This window comes from Methylorubrum populi (genome assembly GCA_036946625.1).
Taxonomy (GTDB): domain Bacteria; phylum Pseudomonadota; class Alphaproteobacteria; order Rhizobiales; family Beijerinckiaceae; genus Methylobacterium; species Methylobacterium populi_C.
The window spans coordinates 1,356,672-1,371,569 of record JAQIIU010000003.1 but is presented as its reverse complement, the minus strand read 5'-3'; the positions used below and the strand labels follow the sequence as shown (position 1 = coordinate 1,371,569).

20 protein-coding genes and 2 pseudogenes are annotated in these 14,898 nt (G+C 70.0%); 11 read left to right on the top strand and 11 right to left on the bottom strand.

Going from position 1 to position 14,898, the window contains the following annotated elements; genetic code table 11:
- Window positions 1-8: 8 nt before the first annotated feature.
- Window positions 9-1,421: a PLP-dependent aminotransferase family protein gene (locus PGN25_17925; protein ID MEH3119399.1), complete on the bottom strand. Its 1,413-nt coding sequence runs from the start codon at window positions 1,419-1,421 to the stop codon at window positions 9-11.
- Window positions 1,422-1,545: 124 nt separating this feature from the next.
- Between PGN25_17925 and PGN25_17920 the strand changes: the two genes are divergently transcribed.
- The gene (locus tag PGN25_17920; protein ID MEH3119398.1) at window positions 1,546-1,677 is read left to right on the top strand and encodes a hypothetical protein; all 132 of its coding nucleotides are present in this window, start codon (window positions 1,546-1,548) and stop codon (window positions 1,675-1,677) included.
- A 14-nt stretch (window positions 1,678-1,691) separates the two neighbouring features.
- Here the strand turns inward: PGN25_17920 and PGN25_17915 are convergent, their stop codons facing one another.
- Both PGN25_17915 and PGN25_17910 read right to left on the bottom strand, forming a co-directional pair.
- Window positions 1,692-2,078 carry a hypothetical protein gene (locus tag PGN25_17915; GenBank protein MEH3119397.1) on the bottom strand — a complete coding sequence of 129 codons (387 nt, stop codon included), beginning with the start codon at window positions 2,076-2,078 and terminating at the stop codon, window positions 1,692-1,694.
- 4 nt (window positions 2,079-2,082) lie between these two features.
- Entirely contained in the window at window positions 2,083-3,003 is a 921-nt protein-coding gene (locus PGN25_17910; protein ID MEH3119396.1) for a hypothetical protein, read from the bottom strand.
- 113 nt (window positions 3,004-3,116) lie between these two features.
- Between PGN25_17910 and PGN25_17905 the strand changes: the two genes are divergently transcribed.
- The 7 genes and pseudogenes from PGN25_17905 to PGN25_17875 all read left to right on the top strand — a co-directional run bounded on the left by PGN25_17905 (window position 3,117) and on the right by PGN25_17875 (window position 8,147).
- A complete protein-coding gene (locus PGN25_17905) occupies window positions 3,117-3,704 on the top strand; it encodes a nitroreductase (GenBank protein ID MEH3119395.1) in 588 nt (195 codons plus the stop codon).
- A gap of 162 nt (window positions 3,705-3,866) precedes the next feature.
- Window positions 3,867-4,472, top strand: a complete 606-nt coding sequence (locus PGN25_17900; protein ID MEH3119394.1) for a flavin reductase family protein — start codon at window positions 3,867-3,869, stop codon at window positions 4,470-4,472.
- Between the two features lie 47 nt (window positions 4,473-4,519).
- Entirely contained in the window at window positions 4,520-5,032 is a 513-nt protein-coding gene (locus tag PGN25_17895; GenBank protein MEH3119393.1) for a hypothetical protein, read from the top strand.
- Window positions 5,033-5,068: 36 nt separating this feature from the next.
- Complete coding sequence (locus tag PGN25_17890; GenBank protein MEH3119392.1) at window positions 5,069-5,245, top strand: hypothetical protein; 177 nt, start codon at window positions 5,069-5,071, stop codon at window positions 5,243-5,245.
- A gap of 80 nt (window positions 5,246-5,325) precedes the next feature.
- Complete coding sequence (gene urtA / locus PGN25_17885; GenBank protein ID MEH3119391.1) at window positions 5,326-6,570, top strand: urea ABC transporter substrate-binding protein; 1,245 nt, start codon at window positions 5,326-5,328, stop codon at window positions 6,568-6,570.
- A gap of 154 nt (window positions 6,571-6,724) precedes the next feature.
- Window positions 6,725-7,012 (top strand): annotated as a pseudogene (locus PGN25_17880) (hypothetical protein).
- A gap of 154 nt (window positions 7,013-7,166) precedes the next feature.
- Entirely contained in the window at window positions 7,167-8,147 is a 981-nt protein-coding gene (locus PGN25_17875) for an NADPH:quinone oxidoreductase family protein (protein MEH3119390.1), read from the top strand.
- Window positions 8,148-8,178: 31 nt separating this feature from the next.
- Here the strand turns inward: PGN25_17875 and ruvC are convergent, their stop codons facing one another.
- Complete coding sequence (gene ruvC / locus PGN25_17870; GenBank protein ID MEH3119389.1) at window positions 8,179-8,745, bottom strand: crossover junction endodeoxyribonuclease RuvC; 567 nt, start codon at window positions 8,743-8,745, stop codon at window positions 8,179-8,181.
- 94 nt (window positions 8,746-8,839) lie between these two features.
- On the bottom strand, window positions 8,840-9,469 hold the full coding sequence (locus PGN25_17865; protein MEH3119388.1) for a YceI family protein: 630 nt from the start codon (window positions 9,467-9,469) through the stop codon (window positions 8,840-8,842).
- 87 nt (window positions 9,470-9,556) lie between these two features.
- Between PGN25_17865 and ruvA the strand changes: the two genes are divergently transcribed.
- Window positions 9,557-10,183 (top strand): Holliday junction branch migration protein RuvA, encoded by a 627-nt coding sequence (ruvA, locus tag PGN25_17860; GenBank protein ID MEH3119387.1) that lies wholly within the window; start codon window positions 9,557-9,559, stop codon window positions 10,181-10,183.
- A 134-nt stretch (window positions 10,184-10,317) separates the two neighbouring features.
- On the opposite strand, the gene PGN25_17855 is transcribed toward ruvA, so the two are convergent.
- Entirely contained in the window at window positions 10,318-10,614 is a 297-nt protein-coding gene (locus tag PGN25_17855) for a DUF3572 domain-containing protein (protein ID MEH3119386.1), read from the bottom strand.
- A gap of 78 nt (window positions 10,615-10,692) precedes the next feature.
- On the opposite strand from PGN25_17855, the gene PGN25_17850 reads away from it, so the two are divergent.
- Window positions 10,693-11,073, top strand: a complete 381-nt coding sequence (locus tag PGN25_17850; protein ID MEH3119385.1) for a response regulator — start codon at window positions 10,693-10,695, stop codon at window positions 11,071-11,073.
- Window positions 11,074-11,129: 56 nt separating this feature from the next.
- The gene (locus PGN25_17845) at window positions 11,130-12,503 is read left to right on the top strand and encodes a PleD family two-component system response regulator (GenBank protein MEH3119384.1); all 1,374 of its coding nucleotides are present in this window, start codon (window positions 11,130-11,132) and stop codon (window positions 12,501-12,503) included.
- A 19-nt stretch (window positions 12,504-12,522) separates the two neighbouring features.
- Here PGN25_17845 and PGN25_17840 read toward each other — a convergent pair.
- The 5 genes and pseudogenes from PGN25_17840 to cysK all read right to left on the bottom strand — a co-directional run bounded on the left by PGN25_17840 (window position 12,523) and on the right by cysK (window position 14,658).
- Window positions 12,523-12,708: pseudogene (locus tag PGN25_17840) on the bottom strand (Rrf2 family transcriptional regulator).
- Between the two features lie 95 nt (window positions 12,709-12,803).
- The gene (locus PGN25_17835; protein MEH3119383.1) at window positions 12,804-12,968 is read right to left on the bottom strand and encodes a hypothetical protein; all 165 of its coding nucleotides are present in this window, start codon (window positions 12,966-12,968) and stop codon (window positions 12,804-12,806) included.
- A gap of 43 nt (window positions 12,969-13,011) precedes the next feature.
- Complete coding sequence (locus PGN25_17830; GenBank protein ID MEH3119382.1) at window positions 13,012-13,158, bottom strand: hypothetical protein; 147 nt, start codon at window positions 13,156-13,158, stop codon at window positions 13,012-13,014.
- Window positions 13,148-13,444: a hypothetical protein gene (locus PGN25_17825; protein ID MEH3119381.1), complete on the bottom strand. Its 297-nt coding sequence runs from the start codon at window positions 13,442-13,444 to the stop codon at window positions 13,148-13,150. Before PGN25_17825 ends, PGN25_17830 begins: the two co-directional genes overlap by 11 nt.
- A 233-nt stretch (window positions 13,445-13,677) precedes the next feature.
- The gene (gene cysK / locus PGN25_17820) at window positions 13,678-14,658 is read right to left on the bottom strand and encodes a cysteine synthase A (GenBank protein ID MEH3119380.1); all 981 of its coding nucleotides are present in this window, start codon (window positions 14,656-14,658) and stop codon (window positions 13,678-13,680) included.
- Between the last annotated feature and the right edge of the window lie 240 nt (window positions 14,659-14,898).

Sequence of the window (14,898 nt, the reverse complement as noted above, 5' to 3'; positions counted from 1 at the left end):
TGGGCGCCTTACGCGCCTCGCCCCTCCATCGCCCGCGACAATTCCGAAAACACCCGCGGGTCGGCGCATTGCGCCACGTTGAAGCGCATGGAGCCGGCCGCGCCCTGGCTCAGGGAGAAGACGTTGCCCGGCGCCAGCACCATGCCGCGGGCGAGTGCCCGGCGGGAGACGTCGGCGGCGTCGAGGCCGTCCGGCAGGCGCGCCCAGAGGAACATGCCGGCGCTCGGCACGAAGGGCACGGCAACGCCGACGCCCGCGAGCCGCCGCACCACCGTGCCGCGGGCCTCCGCCAGCCGGGTGCGCATCGTGTCGAGGTGGTGGCGATAGCTGCCCTCGCCGAGGAAGCGGTGGATGGTCGCCGCGGTGAGATGGTTGTCGCTCAACGACACCGCGAGCTTGAGGTCGACCAGGCGCTCGACCCAGTCGGGGCGGAGCGCGATCACCCCGACGCGGGCCCCGGTCGAGAGCGTCTTCGAGAAGCCGCCGACATGGATCACCCGGTCGAGGCCGTCGAAGCCGGCGAGCCGCGGGCCCGGCTCGGCCTCGAAATCGGCATAGGCGTCGTCCTCGACGATCAGCGTGCCGTGCATCTCGGCGAGCCGCAGGATGCGGTGCACGACGACCGGGCTCAAGCTGGCGCCGATCGGGTTCTGGAGACCGGAATTGGTGATGTAGAAGCGTGGGCGGTGCTCGATCAGGGCCTGCTCGAAGGCGGCGAGATCCGGCCCGTCGGGCCCGAACGGCACCCCGACCATGCGCAGGCGGTGGGCGCGGGCCAGGGCCTGGAAGGAGAAGTAGCAGGGATCGTCGAGGAGCACCGTGTCGCCGGGCTCGGCGAGGAAGCGGATGATCAGGTCGAGGGCTTGCGTGACCGAATCGGCCAGCACGAGCTGGTCGGGATGGGCGCGGATGCCGCGCTCGGTCAGCCGCAGGGCGAGTTGCTGGCGCAGCGGGATGTGGCCCTGCGGCGTATCGTAGAACATCACCGCGCCGCTCTGGCGGGCGACCTGGCGCAGGGCGCGGCGCAGGCCTTCTTCCGGCAGCCAGGCGTTCGGCAGCCAGCCGCAGCCGGGCCGCAGCGAATCCGGCCCCGATTCCAGCGACTGCCGGGTGATCCAGACCGGATCGACCGCCCGGTCGAGCCGCGGTCCGATCGCGGCGAGGCTGAGCGGTTCGGCACGGGCCGAGACGAAGAAGCCGGAGCCCGGCCGGGAGACGATGGCACCGCGCGCCGCCAGCCGGTCGTAGGCCTCGACCACCGTCGATTTCGAGACCTGCATGCTCTCGGCCAGGCCCCGCACCGAGGGGAGCCGCGCACCGGGGCCGAGCGCACGGCCCTCGATCCGGTCCTCGATGGCGCGGATCACCGCCTCGACCCGCGAAAGCGCCGCGGGCACCGCTTCGGCCAACATCTCGGTCATGGCTGTCCTCCGAACCGTACCGGCACTCGTACCGGACAGTTCTTTGGAATCGTACGGCAACCGTCCCTGTCGCGAAAGCGGCGTCCCGCTCATATCGGGGCCACCGAAGAGGCAGGAGAGGACGATGACCTTCACCGACGACATCACCGCACGGCGCCGCGGCACCCGCGCCTGGATCGGGCGGCGCGTCCGCGATGCCATCGTGCTGGCCGGCGGGCTGGCTCTCGCCCTGCCGCTGATCGTGCCGTTCGCCTGAGGGCGGCTTTCCGGTCAGCCCTCGGTGCAGTTCGCCTCGAACAGCGCCCGCGCCCGCTCCATGGCGCGGAAATCCGCCGGGCTTCCCGGGTTGCGCAGTTCCGGCCCCTCCGGCAATCGCCCGAGGAAGCTTTGCGGGATGTCGGCGACGAAGCCCCGGGGACCGGTATAGGTGCCCATGCGGTTGCGGACATCGACCGTGCCGCAGAGCGCCCCGGCCCGGCCGATCCGCAGGTTCGCGACCCTCGCGCCGGTATCGCGCAACTGCCGGCCGATCAGGGTCAGCGCCGTCCGCGCCGCCTCCGGACCGACCGCGGCGTCGGAGCCGTCCACGACCGTCTGCGCCCGCGCCGACGTCGCGGAGAGGAGGAGGAGCGCTGCGAGCGCGGCCGGATACGGCACGGTCTCAGCTCCCTTTCGCCACGACTTCGATGTCGCGGTCCATGCCGCTCTCCACCTTGAACTCGCGGGTGAAGACCTGCCCGTCGTGGCGGGCGATCAGCACGTAGTCGCCCTCCGCCAGCGTCACGGACGGAAAGGCGCCGATCGCCTCCCGGATGGTGTCGCCGCCCGGCGTCAGCACGCTGAAGGCGGTGCCGGCGAACGCCTCGGAGCCGGGGGCGGCGACGAGCTTCAGGGTCACGGTGGCGGCACGGTGGTTCATGGTCGCGTCGGTGACCTTGCCGTTCTCGACCCTGAGGTCGGCGCGCTGGATCGCGTTCGAATCGCCGTAGCTCGACACGACGTGGTAGGTGCCCTCGGGCAGGCGCACGATCTCCCCGGCCTTGATGCCGCTGCGCACGAGGCGCCCCTCCGAATTCGTCCCGATCGGCACGAAGACCGAGAAGGCGAGCTGGTTGCCCGGTATCCTCTGGTCGCCGACCGCCCCGGACAGCTTCAGCGCACCGGCCGCGACCCGAAGCTGGTCCGCGGCCGGACTGCCCGACATCGTGATCCGCTTGGAGGCACTGGCGTAGCCGTAGGTGACGGTGGCGACGTAGGCGCCGGCCGCGAGCTTGAACACCGGCGCGGCCTCGTTCGAGCGGGCGACGATGGCGGGGTGCCCGCCCTCCCCGTTCTCGCCGTAGAGGCGCCAGGTGAGCCCCGAGCGGATCGGCCCGCTCGAGCCGGCGAAGACCGCCGAGAGCGTCAGATCGGCTTCGCCCTCCGCCGCGGGCGGCGGCAGCATCGGCCCGGTGACGCCGGAAGGGGGCAGGCCCGCCCCGAACGGGCTCGGCGATTGCGCGCGGACGGGGAGCACGGCCAGCGCCGCGGCCGCGAGGACAGCCGGAGAAACGATCTTGCCGCCTGCGGCCCCGCGTCCCATCGTCCCTTCGCGCTCCCGTTCGCCGCTCGGTATCCGCCCAGCCCTTGCAACCGGACCGTGGCGGCGGCATGGCGGTCCGGCTCCGAGCTTCGGCCCCTGCACGCGGATTGTCCATGACCGGGATTCGAGATGCCGCCCACGACCGCACCCTCGACCTGCTGCGCCGCCGCCGCTCGGTGCCGCCGATGCTGCTCGCCGGACCCGGCCCCTCGCCGGAGGAACTCGACGGCTGGCTGACCGTGGCCGCGCGGGTGCCGGACCACGGCAAGCTCGCGCCCTGGCGCTTCCTGGTGATCGAGGGCACGGCGCGCGAGCGCGTCGGCGCGCTGATCGAGAAGATCCATCTCGCCGACTTCCCCGAGGCGGACGAGAAGCGCCGCGCGCAGGAGCGGCAGCGCCTGACCCACGCGCCGGTGGTGGTCGGCGTCGTCTCGAGCGCCGGCCCGCACGCGAAGATCCCCGAATGGGAGCAGGTGCTCTCGGCCGGCGCCGTGTGCATGAACCTCGTGGTCGCGGCCAACGCGGCGGGCTACGCCACGTCCTGGCTCACCGAATGGTTCGCCTACGACCGCCGGGTGCTCGACGCGCTCGGCCTCGCCCCGGCCGAGCGGATCGCCGGCTTCATCCATATCGGCCGGCCGCAGGACGTGCCCTCCGACCGGCCGCGGCCGGACCTCGCACGGATCGTCACGCGCTTCTAGAACGCTCTCACGCCGAAGCGGACACCGGTTCGGCGTGAGAGCGCGTCGAATCGAGAGCTTGGAGCCGCTCCCGATCACAACCTGATCGGGAGCGGCTCTGGCGCATCGTCTTTTTCCGAAAGCCGGCATCCCCCTTTCGGGACGATGCCGGAGGAGCACGCCATGCACTACGAGGCCGCCAATCCCAGCCTGCCGCACAACCCGCTGAAAGCGATCGTCGCCCCGCGCCCGATCGGCTGGATCAGCGCGATGGACCGGGCGGGACGCGTGAACCTCGCGCCCTACTCGTTCTTCAACGCGGTCGGGGGCGAGCCCGACATGGTGATGTTCTCCTCCTCCGGCCGCAAGGACGCGATGACCTTCGCGGAGGACGGCGGGGAGTTCGTGTGCAGCCTCGCGACCTTCGATCTGCGCGAGGCCGTCAACGCCACTTCGGCGCCGCTGGAGCGGGGGGAGAGCGAGTTCGGCTTCGCCGGGCTCACCCCCGCGCCGTCCCGCCTCGTGCGCCCGCCGCGCGTGGCCGAATCGCCCGCGGCGATCGAGTGCAAGTGGCTCCAGACCGTGCCGCTGGTGCCGCTCGGCGGGGGGAAGCCGGCCAACTTCATGGTGATCGGGCAGGTGGTCTCGATCTACGTCGACGACCGCTTCGTGAGCGGCGGCCGGGTCGATACGGGGGCGATGCGCCCGATCCTGCGCGGCGGCTATTTCGATTACTTCACGACCGAACCGGAGAACCGGTTCGAGCTGCGGCGGCCGCAGGAGGGCTGAGGGCGCCCGGGGTGGCGTTCCGATCGGCTCGATCGGGTGAAGAGCCGATGCAGGTGGACTGGAGCGTTTGGCCGGAGCCCGTCTTGAGAGCGCCTTCGCCGAGTGGCGATCGGTCGCGAGCTGCCGACACGCCCCCGACAACGGCCACTTCGCGAACAGCCTCGGTGGCGGAGTTCAAGGATTTCATCACTCTGACCGACCCGTCCATCATTCAGCCTGATATCACGCGCTGCGGCGGCATCAGCGAGGCCGTCCATATTGCTCGGATCGCCCGTCGCACCGATACCCGTCTGGTGCCGCACGGCTTCAGCACCGGGATCCTGCTTGCCGCGACGGTCCAGTTTCTGGCGAGCCAGGATGGTTGCGATCTCATCGAATACTCGCAGAGCAGCAGCCCCTTGTTCAAGGATCTGGTGACAAATCTGATCCCGCTCGATGACGGCCAGGTCGTGGTTCCCGACACGCCGGGACTGGGCGTGAAACTCGACGAGGATCTGATCGAACGCTATCGTGTCGATGTCAGCCTTGATGCGCGGAAGCGCGTGTTTATCGAAGCCTGATCGACGAAAAAGGTCACCGAAATGCCCCCGAGCGGCATGGACGCGGTGTTCCGGATCGTGTTCGAGGTCCAATCCGGATGTGGGCCGGGGCGGCGGCGCAAGCAACTATCGTTCATGATCGGCGATCTTGGCTGCATATCGCAAGAAATATGGGCACGCCGCCCATCAATTGCTCTTGATACATTTTCATTTCTTGAGCCGAAATACGGATGATGGCATCGGTCTCGTCTGTCGGCCTGACGGCCGGCATTCGCCCGATCCGCCGGACGACGCTCGAAGGATTTCGAAGAAACATGCGCTCGCGTGACAGAAACGACGCCCACTTCCATCTCCGCCGCCGGCTTCTCCTGGGCCTTGCCGCCTCGCCGCTGATGACCGCCCTGCCCGGGCGAGCCTTCGCTGCGGAGACCGGCGCGGGCGCGCTCGCCGTCACCGACACGGAGGTGACGGTGGGCATCCTGCACTCGCTCACCGGCACGATGGCGATCTCCGAGACCGGAACGACGCAAGGCGAGAAGCTCGCCATCGAGCAGATCAACGCAGCGGGCGGGGTGCTCGGCCGGCAGATCAAGATCATCCAGGAGGACGGCGCCTCCGACTGGCCGACCTTCGCCGAGAAGGCGCGCAAGCTCGTGGTCAACGATCATTGCGCCGCGGTGTTCGGCTGCATGACCTCGGCCTCGCGCAAGGCGGTGCTGCCGGTCTTCGAACAGTACAACGGCCTTCTCTACTACCCGACCTATTACGAGGGCCTGGAGCAGTCGAAGAACGTCATCTACACCGGCCAGGAGGCGGCGCAGCAGACGCTGGCGGGTCTCGACTGGGTCGGCAAGGAGAAGGGCGCCAAGACCTTCTTCATGATCGGCTCGGACTACATCTGGCCGCGCACCACCAACAAGATCGCCACCAAGCATATCACCAACGTGCTGAAGGGCACGGTCGTGGGCGAGGAATACTTCCCGCTCGGCCACACGCAGTTCAACTCGGTCATCAACAAGATCAAGCTCAAGAAACCGGACGTGATCTTCTCGACCGTCGTCGGCGGCTCGAACGTGGCCTTCTACAAGCAGCTCAAGGCGGCCGGCATCGATCTCAAGAAGCAGACCCTGGTCACGGTCTCCGTCACCGAGGACGAGGTCGACGGCATCGGCGGCGAGAACATCGCCGACGCTTACACCTGCATGAAGTACTTCCAGTCGTTGAAGAACCCGGCCAACGAAAAGTTCGTCGCCGCCTTCAAGAAGCGCTGGGGCGAGAAGACCGTGATCGGCGACGCGACGCAGGCGGCCTATCTGAGCCCGTTCCTGTGGAAAGCGGCGGTGGAGAAGGCCGGCAGCTTCGAGATCGACCGGGTGATCGCGGCCTCCCCCGGCATCGAGATGAAGGAGGCGCCGGAGGGCTACGTGAAGATCCACGAGAACCATCACCTGTGGTCCAAGACCCGCGTGGCGCGGGCGCGGGCGGACGGACAGTTCGACGTGGTCTACGAGAGCCCCGAGCTGATCGAGCCCGATCCGTTCCCGAAGGGGTATCAGTAGGCCGCGGCCGGGCGGCGTGCGGTTTCCAGCCGATCCGACTGGCTTCCCGTCAATGGTCCGCACGCCGTCATCGCGAGCGTGAGCGATCACGCCAGGCGAGAATCGCCCCCCGGACACGGTGTGGGATCGGTTCGGAGCAGACGGACAGCCATCGATGACATCCTCCACGGACGAGGCCCGCGCGCCCTCGACGATCGCGACGGTGCTGCGCGTGACCAGCGGCAACGTCCTGGAGATGTCTGTTTCTTCCTCTTCGGGTTCTACGCCTCCTCCGTCGCGAGGGCGTTCTTCGTCGCCGCGCCGGTCCTCGTGCCGATCGGGCGCCTGCTCCAGGGGTTTTCGGCCGGCGTCGAACTCAGCGCCCGGCCGCAAGGGATTCATCGTCTCCTGGCAATCGGGCAGCCAGCAGGTCGCGGTGATGGCGGCGGCGCGGATGCTTTATCGCCGGGCGGCGGATCGGACGGCGGTGCTCGAAGAGCCGGGGGCACCATAAGTCCACCCCGGAAAGGCTTTCGCGGCGGCGATGCACGCTTGCACAGGATCGGCGCGCAAGGGCATGACCTGTCCCGAGGGAAACGCGAAGGAAGCGCGAGACGATGAGGGCCCTGGTGTGCAGCCGGCTCGGCGGGCCGGAGGATCTTGGCGTCGAGGATCTGCCCGATCCCGTGGCGGGGCCCGGCGAGGCGCGGGTGCGGGTGCGGGTGGCGGCGCTCAACTTCTTCGACACGCTGATCATCGCCGGCCGCTATCAGGTGAAGCCGGAACTGCCGTTCTCGCCGGGCGGCGAGGCTTGCGGCGTGGTCGAGGCTCTGGGGTCGGATGCGGAGGGGTTTGCCGTCGGCGACCGGGTGATGGTCCATCTCAGCCACGGCACCGCCCGCGAGCGGATCGCGGTGCCGGTCGGGCGGCTCGCGCGGGTGCCGGACGCCGTCTCCGACGAGACCGCCGCCGGGCTCTCGATCACCTACGGCACCACGCTCCACGCGCTCGCCGACCGCGCGAAGATCGCGCCGGGCGAGACCCTCGCCGTGCTCGGCGCCTCGGGCGGCGTGGGCTTGGCCGCGGTGGAACTCGGCAAGCTGCTCGGCGCCCGGGTGATCGCCTGCGCCTCCTCCCCCGAAAAGCTCGAGACCGCCCGCGCCCACGGCGCCGACGCGCTCGTCGATTACCGGGCGAACAACCTGCGGGAAGAGCTGCGCCGGCTCGCGGGCGAGCGCGGGATCGACGTGATCTACGACGCGGTCGGCGGCGATCTGGCCGAGCCCGCCATGCGCGCGCTGGGCTGGAAGGGCCGCTACCTCGTGATCGGCTTCGCCGCGGGCGAGATCCCGAAATTTCCCCTCAACGTCATCATGCTCAAGGGCATCGACGTGCAGGGCGTCCACTGGGGCGCCTTCGTCGAGCGCGAGCCGGCGGTGCACGCGGCCAATCAGGCCCGGCTGCTCGCCTGGGCGGCGGAAGGCAAGCTCACCGTGAAGGTGCACGGCGTCTATCCGCTCGACGCCTACGTGGAGGCGCTCGGCATCCTCAAGCGGCGGGAGGCCTCGGGCAAGGTGCTGCTGCGGGTGGACCCGTAAGGCAGGCGGCCGCCTCGGAGCGCCGAAAGCGTCAGCCCTGCCGCGCCAGCGCCGCAGCGATGCGCGCCGCCCCCGGCCCTCCGGCCGTGCCCACCGCGTGGCGGCGATCGAGGGCGATGGCGCCGCGGTGGCTGGCATGGGTGATGGCGATGGCGAGCGCGTCCGCCGCGTCGGCGAGCCTGAACTCCGCCTTCGGCAGCAGGAACTTCACCATCGCCTGCATCTGGACCTTGTCCGCGTGACCCGAGCCGGACACCGTCTTCTTCACGAGGTTGGCGGCGTATTCCGCCACCGGCAGCCCGGCGAGCGCCGGCACCAGCAGCGCCACGGCCCGGGCATGGCCGAGCTTGAGCGTCGCCTGCGCGTCCTTGTTGACGAAGGTCTCCTCCACCGCGACCTCGTCGGGCGTGTACCCTGCGACGATGCGGGTGAGGCCCTCGTGCAGTTCGCGCAGGCGCAGGGCCAGCGGCAGGTCGCCGTCGGAGGTGACGACGCCGCAGGCGAGATAGGACAGCTTGGTGCCGCGCGCCGCGATCAGCCCCCAGCCGGTGCGGCGCAGGCCGGGATCGATGCCGAGGATGCGGACGTCGCTCGTCATGGCCGCAGCCTCCTTTTCCCGCCGCTGGCGGTTCGATACGGCACGTACCGTGAACGGAGCGTTGCCGCAAACCCGCGGGCCCCGCCGCCGCCGCTCATTGCAGCTTGAACTCGCCCTCCAGCCGCAGCGCCACCTCGTCGCCGAGCAGCGGCAGGAAGGCGTTCACGCCGAACTCCGAGCGCTTGATCACCGTCCAGCCATCGAAGCCCACGGAGTAGGCCTTGTCGACCGGGTTGACGCCCGCCTGGTTGAAGGTGGCGTCGAACGAGACCGGCTTCGACACGCCCCGCAGGGTCAGGGTTCCGTTGACCCGGGCGGTGGTCGGGCTCGTCGGCTCGACCGAGCTGCTGAGGAAGGTCGCCTCCGGGAAATTCCGGACGTCGAGGAAATCCGGCTGCTTGAGGTGGGCGTTGAGCTTTTCGTTGAGCGCATCGGCGCTGCCCGTCCCGATCCTGACGGACAGGCTGCTCTTGCCCGGCTCCTTCGGATCGAGGACGAGGTCGCCCGAGACCTCGGTGAACTGGCCGTAATAGGTCGAGAAGCCGAGATGGTTGAGCGACCACGTGATCTTGCCGTGCGCCGGATCGAGCCGGTAGCGCCCGGCCTTCACCTGATTCGGATCCTTGGTCAGTGCCGCGGCGGCCTCCTGGGCCCGGGCAGCGCCCGGCACGGTGAGGGCGAGACTCGCCAGCAGGAGGGCGGCGAGGGCGGGCGTGCGCTTCATGCGGTCACCTTGTCGGTTGTGCCGCCAGGACGGATATGGCGTTAGGCCGAGCGCGGCAACGGACCCTTCGAGGAACGACGGTTTCAAATGATCGGCAAGCTCAAGGGCATCGTGGATTCCTACGGAGAGGACTTCGTGATCCTCGACGTGAACGGCGTCGGCTACGTCGTGCATTGTTCCGCCCGCACCCTGCAGCGGCTGCCGAAGCCCGGCGAGGCGACGGACCTGGCCATCGAGACGCATGTGCGCGAGGACATGATTCGGCTCTACGGCTTCCGCTCGGACGCCGAGCGGGAGTGGTTCCGCATCCTCCAGACCGTGCAGGGCGTCGGCACCCGCGTGGCGCTCGGCGTGCTCTCGGTGCTGGAGCCGGCGGCGCTCGCGACCGCCATCGCCACCGGCGACAAGGGGGCGATCGCCCGCGCCCCCGGCGTCGGCCCGCGGCTCGCCGCCCGCCTCGTGGCGGAGCTGAAGGACAAGGCGCCCGCCTTCGCCCCCGTCGATCCGGCCTTGGTCGCCCTGACGGGCGCCGTCGAGGACGGGAGCGCGCCCCAGCCGGTCGCGGACGCGATCTCGGCGCTGGTCAATCTGGGTTATCCCCAGGTTCAGGCCTCGGCCGCCATCGCCGCCGCGCTGAAGGGTGCGGGCGCGGAGGCCGGCTCGATCGAGGCCAGGACCCTGATCCGGCTCGGGCTGCGGGAACTGGCGCGGTAGGGGCGATCGGTACGCCTCATACCAACCGGCGATGATCCCGCCTCATCGTCGGTTGCCCGCGCGAAGGCGCGGCGGCGGGCGTCCGCCGGACGCAGGGAAGCCGGCCATCGGCCGGCTTCCCTGCAGCCTGGTATTCAGCCGCCCTCGTCGAAGGGCGGCGGCTGCAGGCGCTGCCAGGCCGAGGCGATCCGCTCCGGCTTCACCCCGAGCGCCTCGGCGCATGCAAGGAGCGACGGTTCGTCGCCCATCACATGGTCGAGGACGGCGCCGAGGAAGCCGGGATCGTGCAGGCTCTCGCGCAGCGTCCCGGGCTCCAGCCCGCTCGCGGCGACGAACCGGAACAGCCGATCCTCGTCGCCGGCGAGCCAGCCGAGCACCTCGACGGCGAGACGCTCGCTCCCCGCATCGCTATGATCAAGTTTGCGTTTCATCAACGAGTGGCAGTTTAACGTGAGGACGAGGGCCGGGCCACGGGGTGGAACGCCATCGCGACCGTGCCGGAGCGGGCCATGAAGAAAACCGTTCTCATCGTTGAAGACAACGAGCTCAACATGAAGCTCTTCAACGACCTGCTGGAGGCGCACGGCTACGCGACCCTCAAGACCGCCAACGGCATCGAGGCGATCGAGCTGGCGCGCACCCACCATCCCGACCTGATCCTGATGGACATCCAGCTTCCCGAGGTCTCGGGGCTGGAGGTGACGAAGTGGCTCAAGGACGACGACGACCTGCGCGACATCCCCGTGATCGCCATCACCGCCTTCGCGATGAAGGGCGACGAGGAACGCATACGGGAAGGCGGCTGCGAGGCCTACCTCTCGAAGCCGATCTCGGTCGCGAAGTTTTTAGCAACGGTCCGCCGCTACATCGGCGATGATGGCGCCCCTTGAGGCCCCCGAGGCCTCGAATGCCGCGGCGGCCGTGACAGCCGCGCATCGGAGGAACGATGTCGGCTCGCGTCCTGATCGTCGATGATCTCTACCCGAACGTCCGTCTGCTCGAAACGAAGCTGTCGCTCGAGTATTTCGACGTGGTCGTGGCGATGAACGGGCCCGACGCCCTGGCGATCTGCGACAAGGGCGGCTGCGACGTCGTGCTGCTCGACGTGATGATGCCGGGCATGGACGGCTTCGAGGTCTGCCGCCGGCTGAAAGGCAACCCCGCCACCGCCCACCTGCCGGTGGTGATCGTCACCGCCCTCGACCAGCCGGCCGACCGGCTGCGGGGCCTCGATGCGGGGGCGGACGACTTCCTGACCAAGCCCATCGACGACACCGCGCTGATGACGCGGGTGCGCAGCCTCGTCCGGCTGAAGGCGGTGACCGACGAACTGCGTTCGCGCGCGCTGGCGACCCGCGAGATCGGCGGCCCCGATCCGCTGGTCGCCGCCGCCTCGGACACCGGCGAAGGCGCGCGCATCCTCCTCGTCGAGGACCGGCCCGGCGCCGTCGACCGCATCGCCACCGCGCTGGCGCAGCACCACCACGTCACCGTGGAGAGCGATCCGCACCGGGCGCTGGTGCGGGCACCGGAGGGCGGGTTCGATCTCGCCCTGGTGAGCCTCGACCTCGAAGGCTTCGACGGCCTGCGCCTGTGCAGCCAGCTCCGCTCGCTCGAACGGACCCGCGGCATGGCGCTGATCATGATCGGCGAGATGCAGGAGCGGACCCGCATCACCCGCGGCCTCGATTTCGGCGTCAACGACTACCTGCTGCGCCCGATCGACCGCAACGAGCTGATCGCCCGGGTGCGCACGCAGGTGCGCCGCCGCCGCTTCTCCGAGACCCTGCGCGGGGCGCTTCAGGCCTCGATGGAACTGGCCATCACCGACGACCTGACGGGCCTGCACAACCGGCGCTACCTCGACCGGCATCTCGGCCCGGTCTTCGGCGAGGCCGCCCTCCACCAGAAGGGCCTCGCCTGCCTGCTCCTCGACATCGACCGCTTCAAGTCGATCAACGACACCTACGGCCACGAGGCCGGCGACGAGGTGCTGCGGGCGTTTGCCGAACGCATCCGCCAGCAGGTGCGGCCGATGGACATCCTGGCCCGCTACGGCGGCGAGGAGATCGTGATGGTGGTGCCGGGTGCCGAACTGCCCGACGCCCGCGCCATCGCCGAGCGCATCCGCGAGCGGATCGAGGCGAGCCCCTTCGCCATCGAGGGCGGAACCCGCGACATCGGCGTCACCGTCTCGGTCGGCGTCTCGGTGCGGCGCCCGACCGATGCCGGGCCGGCCGACATGCTCAAACGCGCCGACGCCGCCCTCTACCGGGCCAAGTCCTCCGGCCGGAACCGGGTCGAGGCGGCGGCGGCGTAGGGCCGACGGACGGCACCGCTCAATCGGCGGCCGGCACTGCCTCGGCAGGCGGCGCGGGCGCGGACAGGCCGAGCAGCCGTGTGATCTCGTCGCCCTCGGCTCCGCCCAGCAGGTCCGCCAGGGTGTAACGGTCGAGAACCGCGAGGAAGGCCGCCAGCGCCTCGCCCAACGCCCGCCGCAGGCGGCAGGGCGCGGTGATCGCGCAGGCCCCCACCCCGCCCCGGATCGTCTGGATCAAGCCGAGCCGGCCGAGCCGATGCACCACAGCAGGCCGCCTGAACATGGCGGCGAGGGCGTGTCTCAGCCCGCCCCGGGATCGGTTTCGTCGCCCTGACCCGGCGCGCCGGGCTTGCCGTCGGTCTTCTCGTTGGGGTCCATCACCGCGTCGGGGGCGCTGTTGGCGGGCTTGTCCCCGTCCCGGCGCTCCCGCGGCTTTTCGCGTTCGTCCCTGTCCTGTCTGTCCATGCACGCCTCGCTTTCGTCTCGTCATCCGCAGAGCGGAAATCGGTCAGGCGTACTTCGCCCGATCGGGCTCGCCGGCCACGGGCTGCCCCTCCCGCGGACCGGAGGCGGCCTTGCGGTCGGAATGTCCGCCGCCCGCCGGACGGGGCCCGCGGGAGCCGGCCGCCTCGTCGGGGCGGTTCTCATTTCCCATGGCGCGGCGCCTCCTCCTGCCCGACGGCGGCGGTGGCGCGCTCGATGGCTTCCTGCGCCTGCGCATCGGGCTCGGCCGGCGTGGTGGAGGGATCGGAGATCCGGCGCAGGTTCTCCTTCGGGGTCTCGGCCTCGGCCTGACCGTCGGGATTGCTCCGCAGATCGGCCTGGGTGCGCGCGGGAATGCCCACGTCGAGGGGCGAGTCGGTGCCGAGATCCTGGCCGTTGCGATCCGCGTAGGCGTCGAACTCCTTGAGCGACGGCCGGGAGCGGGTGGTGTCGGTCATAGCGTCCTCCTGATCTGACCGGGACAACGGTCCGGGATCGGAGGAGTTGCGGCACGGGCCCGCGACGGACCCGCACCGTCGCCAATCACGCATCGCCTCGTTCCGAAAGCCGGCGACCGCCTTTCGGGACGATAGAGCCGCTCCGATCACGTCGCGATCGGGAGCGGCGCCAAGCTCTCGATTCGGCGCGCGCTCTCACGCCGAACCGGTGTCCGCTTCGGCGAGAGAGCGCTCTAGCCGATGCCCTCGAACAGCACCGAGGAGATGTAGCGCTCGGCAAACGAGCAGGCGACGGTGACGATGCGCTTGCCCTGGAACTCGGGGCGGCCGGCGAGTTCGAGCGCCGCGGCGACGTTGCCGCCGGTCGAGATGCCGCCGGGAATGCCCTCGTACTTGGCGAGGTCGCGGGCGGTGTCGATCGCCTGCTGGTTCGTCACCTTGAGCACGCCGTCGAGGACGTCGGTGTGGAGGTTGTCGGGGATGAAGCCCGCGCCGATGCCCTGGATCTTGTGCGGGCCGGGCTGGCCGCCGGAAATCACCGGGCTTTCCACCGGCTCCACCGCGAACACCTTGAGGCCGGGCAGCCGGGGCTTCAGCACCTCGCCGACGCCGGTCACCGTGCCGCCGGTGCCCACGCCCGCCACGAAGGCGTCGAGCCGGCCTTGGGTGTCGTTCCAGATCTCCTCCGCGGTGGTCTTGCGGTGGATCTCCGGGTTGGCCGGGTTCGAGAATTGCTGCGGCATCACCGCGCCGTCGATCTCGCGCAGCAACTCTTCGGCGCGGGCGATGGCGCCCTTCATGCCCTGCGGGCCGGGGGTCAGTTCGAGTTGCGCGCCGAGGAAGGCAAGCATCTTGCGCCGCTCCAGCGACATGGTCTCGGGCATCACCAGGATCAGGCGGTAGCCGCGGGCGGCCGCGACGAAGGCCAGTGCGATGCCGGTGTTGCCGGAGGTCGGCTCGACCAGCGTGCCGCCGGGCTTGAGCCGGCCGGAGGCTTCGAGGGCGTCGATCATGTTGACGCCGATACGGTCCTTGACGCTCGAGATCGGGTTGAAGAATTCGAGCTTGAGCAGGATCTCGGCATCGACGCCCCGCTCCTTGGTGAGCCGGTTGAGGCGCACCAGCGGCGTGTTGCCGATGGTCTCGGTGATCGAGCCGTAGACGCGGCCGTGACCGGGCTTGCGCGCGGTGGCCGGGGTCGAGGTGTCTGTCATCGTCTGTCCGCTCCCTGAAGCGCTCCTTCGCCGAAGCGGATACCGGTTCGGCGAGAAGAGAGCGCGTCTGAACAAAGGCTTGGCGCCACGCCCGTCGTCGCCGGAACTCGGGCGGAGCCGATGCGAAAACAAGGGCCGCGGCCCTCCGCCGATGCGGGAGCCGCCGGGGCGACGCGTAGCCGATTTCACAAGCTGCGTCGAGGTTTGACCCCGGCGGACACCGACGCTTTACACGCCCGT

Excerpts from the sequence above, each read along its gene's own strand:
- PGN25_17865 (MEH3119388.1), bottom strand. The coding sequence starts at position 9,469 with ATGAAGCGCACGCCCGCCCTCGCCGCCCTCCTGCTGGCGAGTCTCGCC.
- PGN25_17925 (MEH3119399.1), bottom strand. The coding sequence starts at position 1,421 with ATGACCGAGATGTTGGCCGAAGCGGTGCCCGCGGCGCTTTCGCGGGTC.
- PGN25_17895 (MEH3119393.1), top strand. The coding sequence starts at position 4,520 with ATGCAGGTGGACTGGAGCGTTTGGCCGGAGCCCGTCTTGAGAGCGCCT.
- PGN25_17845 (MEH3119384.1), top strand. The coding sequence starts at position 11,130 with ATGTCGGCTCGCGTCCTGATCGTCGATGATCTCTACCCGAACGTCCGT.
- PGN25_17920 (MEH3119398.1), top strand. The coding sequence starts at position 1,546 with ATGACCTTCACCGACGACATCACCGCACGGCGCCGCGGCACCCGCGCC.
- PGN25_17825 (MEH3119381.1), bottom strand. The coding sequence starts at position 13,444 with ATGACCGACACCACCCGCTCCCGGCCGTCGCTCAAGGAGTTCGACGCC.
- PGN25_17875 (MEH3119390.1), top strand. The coding sequence starts at position 7,167 with ATGAGGGCCCTGGTGTGCAGCCGGCTCGGCGGGCCGGAGGATCTTGGC.
- cysK (MEH3119380.1), bottom strand. The coding sequence starts at position 14,658 with ATGACAGACACCTCGACCCCGGCCACCGCGCGCAAGCCCGGTCACGGC.
- PGN25_17835 (MEH3119383.1), bottom strand. The coding sequence starts at position 12,968 with ATGGACAGACAGGACAGGGACGAACGCGAAAAGCCGCGGGAGCGCCGG.
- PGN25_17890 (MEH3119392.1), top strand. The coding sequence starts at position 5,069 with ATGGACGCGGTGTTCCGGATCGTGTTCGAGGTCCAATCCGGATGTGGG.
- PGN25_17850 (MEH3119385.1), top strand. The coding sequence starts at position 10,693 with ATGAAGAAAACCGTTCTCATCGTTGAAGACAACGAGCTCAACATGAAG.
- PGN25_17900 (MEH3119394.1), top strand. The coding sequence starts at position 3,867 with ATGCACTACGAGGCCGCCAATCCCAGCCTGCCGCACAACCCGCTGAAA.
- urtA (MEH3119391.1), top strand. The coding sequence starts at position 5,326 with ATGCGCTCGCGTGACAGAAACGACGCCCACTTCCATCTCCGCCGCCGG.
- PGN25_17855 (MEH3119386.1), bottom strand. The coding sequence starts at position 10,614 with ATGAAACGCAAACTTGATCATAGCGATGCGGGGAGCGAGCGTCTCGCC.
- PGN25_17905 (MEH3119395.1), top strand. The coding sequence starts at position 3,117 with ATGACCGGGATTCGAGATGCCGCCCACGACCGCACCCTCGACCTGCTG.
- ruvC (MEH3119389.1), bottom strand. The coding sequence starts at position 8,745 with ATGACGAGCGACGTCCGCATCCTCGGCATCGATCCCGGCCTGCGCCGC.
- PGN25_17910 (MEH3119396.1), bottom strand. The coding sequence starts at position 3,003 with ATGGGACGCGGGGCCGCAGGCGGCAAGATCGTTTCTCCGGCTGTCCTC.
- PGN25_17830 (MEH3119382.1), bottom strand. The coding sequence starts at position 13,158 with ATGGGAAATGAGAACCGCCCCGACGAGGCGGCCGGCTCCCGCGGGCCC.
- ruvA (MEH3119387.1), top strand. The coding sequence starts at position 9,557 with ATGATCGGCAAGCTCAAGGGCATCGTGGATTCCTACGGAGAGGACTTC.